This is a genomic window from Micromonospora sp. KC207 (assembly GCF_004348615.1).
GTDB lineage: Bacteria > Actinomycetota > Actinomycetes > Mycobacteriales > Micromonosporaceae > Micromonospora.
This window is the reverse complement of sequence record NZ_SMKJ01000500.1, coordinates 1-2,710: the sequence shown is the minus strand read 5'-3', so window position 1 is coordinate 2,710 and position 2,710 is coordinate 1. Positions and strand designations below refer to the sequence as shown.

3 protein-coding genes are annotated in these 2,710 nt (G+C 75.1%); all 3 read left to right on the top strand.

Annotated features, from left to right (window positions below; all coding sequences use genetic code 11):
- On the top strand, positions 1-1,080 hold a 1,080-nt coding region (locus tag E1258_RS31775), incomplete at its 5' end, for a site-2 protease family protein (RefSeq protein WP_132407566.1).
- Complete coding sequence (locus tag E1258_RS31770; RefSeq protein ID WP_132407564.1) at positions 1,077-2,132, top strand: tRNA (adenine-N1)-methyltransferase; 1,056 nt, start codon at positions 1,077-1,079, stop codon at positions 2,130-2,132. The genes E1258_RS31775 and E1258_RS31770, both read left to right, overlap by 4 nt.
- A complete protein-coding gene (locus E1258_RS31765; protein WP_007076432.1) occupies positions 2,129-2,701 on the top strand; it encodes a hypothetical protein in 573 nt (190 codons plus the stop codon). The genes E1258_RS31770 and E1258_RS31765 overlap by 4 nt, the downstream gene beginning before the upstream one ends.
- Positions 2,702-2,710 lie beyond the last annotated feature (9 nt).

Sequence of the window (2,710 nt, the reverse complement as noted above, 5' to 3'; positions counted from 1 at the left end):
CCCCTGCACCTCAACGGGTCGATGCTGCTGCTGGCCCTGCTGGTCACCGTGACGTACGCCGAGTTCGCCCGCCGCCAGCTCGACCTGTCCCAGCTCGGCGCGTACCTGATCGGGGTCGGGTTCGTCGTGTCGCTGCTCGGCTCGGTGCTGCTGCACGAACTCGGCCACGCCCTCACCGCACGCCGGTACGGCATCGGCGTGCGGGGGATCACCCTGGAGTTGCTCGGCGGGTACACCGAGATGGACCGTGACGCCCCCAGCCCCCGGGTCGACCTGCTGGTGTCGCTGGCCGGCCCGGCGGTCTCCGCCGTGCTCGGCCTCGCCGCCGTCGCCGTCACCCTGGCGCTGCCCGACGGCACCCTGGGCAACCAACTCGCCTTTCAGCTCGCGCTCAGCAACGTCATCGTCGCGGTGTTCAACCTGCTGCCCGGGCTGCCGCTGGACGGCGGCCGGGCGCTGCGGGCCGCCGTGTGGGCGCTCACCCGCGACCGGCACACCGGCACCGAGGTCGCCGGCTGGGTCGGCCGGGCGGTCGCCGTCGGCACCGCCGCGCTGGCGGTCGTGCTGACGGTCAACCGGCTGCTGGCACCGCTGGCCCTGCCGCTGATGCTGCTCGTCGCGGTCACCCTGTGGCGCGGTGCGGGACAGTCCATCCGTCTCGCCCGGATCAGCCGCCGGTTCCCGCTGATCGACCTGCGCCGGCTGGCCCGCCCGGTCCTCGCGGTGCCCACCGGCACCCCGCTGGCCGAGGCGCAGCGCCGCCGTGCCGAGGGCGCCCGCCCCGACGCCGCGCTCGCCGTCGCAGACGGCGCCGGCCGGCCGGTCGCCCTCGTCGACCCGGTCGCCGCCGACGCCGTGCCGCCGGCACGGCGGCCCTGGATCGCCGTCGACGCGGTGTCGCGCACCCTGGCCGGCCTGCCGGTCCTGCCGGCCGGCCTCGACGGGGAACGGGTGATGGAGGCGGTGCGGACCCACCCGGGCGCACAGTACGTCGTGACGGCAGGCGAAGATGTCGTCGGCGTTCTGCACATCGCGGACCTGGCGCAGCTCCTGGAACCCAAACGGAAGATGAACACGTGACCGCACATCCCTCCTCCCTCTCGGCCGACCCCGACGTGCCGGGATCCGCCGACACCCCGGCGGCCTCCGGCGACGGCGCGGCGTCCGGCGCCCCGGGCCTCCGCCATGGCAGGGGGCCGTTCCGCCCCGGCGACCGGGTGCAGCTGACCGACCCGAAGGGACGGATGCACACGGTCACGCTGGAGCCTGGCAAGGAGTTCCACACCCACCGCGGGATCCTCGCCCACGACGCCCTGATCGGGCTGCCCGACGGCAGCGTGGTCACCACCTCCGGCGGGGGCACCGCGTTCCTCGCGCTACGCCCCCTGCTGTCGGACTACGTGCTGTCCATGCCTCGCGGCGCCCAGGTGATCTATCCGAAGGACTCGGCGCAGATCGTCGCCATGGGCGACATCTTCCCCGGCGCGAAGGTCCTGGAGGCCGGCGCCGGCTCCGGCGCGCTGAGCTGCTCCCTGCTGCGGGCCGTCGGCACCACCGGCGAGCTGCACTCCTACGAGCTGCGCGACGATTTCGCCCAGATCGCCCGCCGCAACGTCGAGGCGTTCTTTCACGGCCCCCACCCGGCGTGGCGGCTGCACGTCGGCGACGTCGCGGCGTGCCCGGAGACCGGCTTCGACCGGATCATCCTGGACATGCTCACACCCTGGGAGACCCTCGACATGGTGGAGCGGGCCCTGCTGCCCGGCGGGGTGTTCATCGGATACGTGGCCACCACCCCCCAGCTGTCCGAGCTGGTGGAGGCGCTGCGCGAGCGCGGCGGCTGGACCGAGCCGCGCGCCTGGGAGTCGCTGGTGCGCGACTGGCACGCCGAGGGGCTCGCCGTGCGCCCCGACCACCGGATGATCGCGCACACCGCGTTCCTCGTCTCCGCCCGCCGCCTCGCCCCCGGCGTGAACGCCCCGCCCCGGCGTCGCAAGCCCAGCAAGGGCGCCGAGGCGTACGCCGAACGCAAGCAGGCGCTGCGCGCGGCCGCCGAGGCCCGGCAGGCCGCCGCTGCTCAGGCCGCCGGGGCGCTGCCCGACGCGGCGGAGGAGCGTGGGGAGGCCGGATGAGCCAGCCGGGCTTCGGCGGTCAGGACGTGCCGGCGGTCTTCCCCGACTGGTCGCCCTACACCGAGCTGGAATCGGCGGCGCGGGCCTACCTGCGGGACCCGGACGTCGCCCTGGAGGCCCTGGACGGGGTGCTGCGCGGCGCGTCCGTGCTCGGCTTCACCCTCGAACGGTTCGTCAACGAGGTCAACGGCGTGTGGCAGGAGGTGGTGGTCTGCGACGGCAGCCGCCTCGTGCTCTGGCACGGCGAGGACGTGCCCCCGGGGGAGGGGCCGCCCGGGTCGATGACCTCGTCGCTGCGGGTCGTGCCGGTTTCCACCGTCACCGAGGTCGGCTGCCGGCGGCGGCTCACCCGCACCGACGACGGCGGGATCCGGGTCGACAGCATCGACGTCTACCTGCTGCTCACCTCGCTGGACGAGGCGCCGCCCGGCGACGAGATCGGCGGGGTGCCCCGGCACGACGCGCTGCGCTTCGGTAAGACCCTCGACGACGGCGGGGCGGGGCAGATCGCGCGGCTGGAGGAGTTCGCCCGGATGGTGGCCTCGGTGGTCGGCCGGCCGCTGCTCTGAGCCCCGGCC

What these genes read in the sequence shown, in the direction of transcription:
- E1258_RS31765 (WP_007076432.1), top strand. Translation starts at nt 2,129, where the DNA reads ATGAGCCAGCCGGGCTTCGGCGGTCAGGACGTGCCGGCGGTCTTCCCC.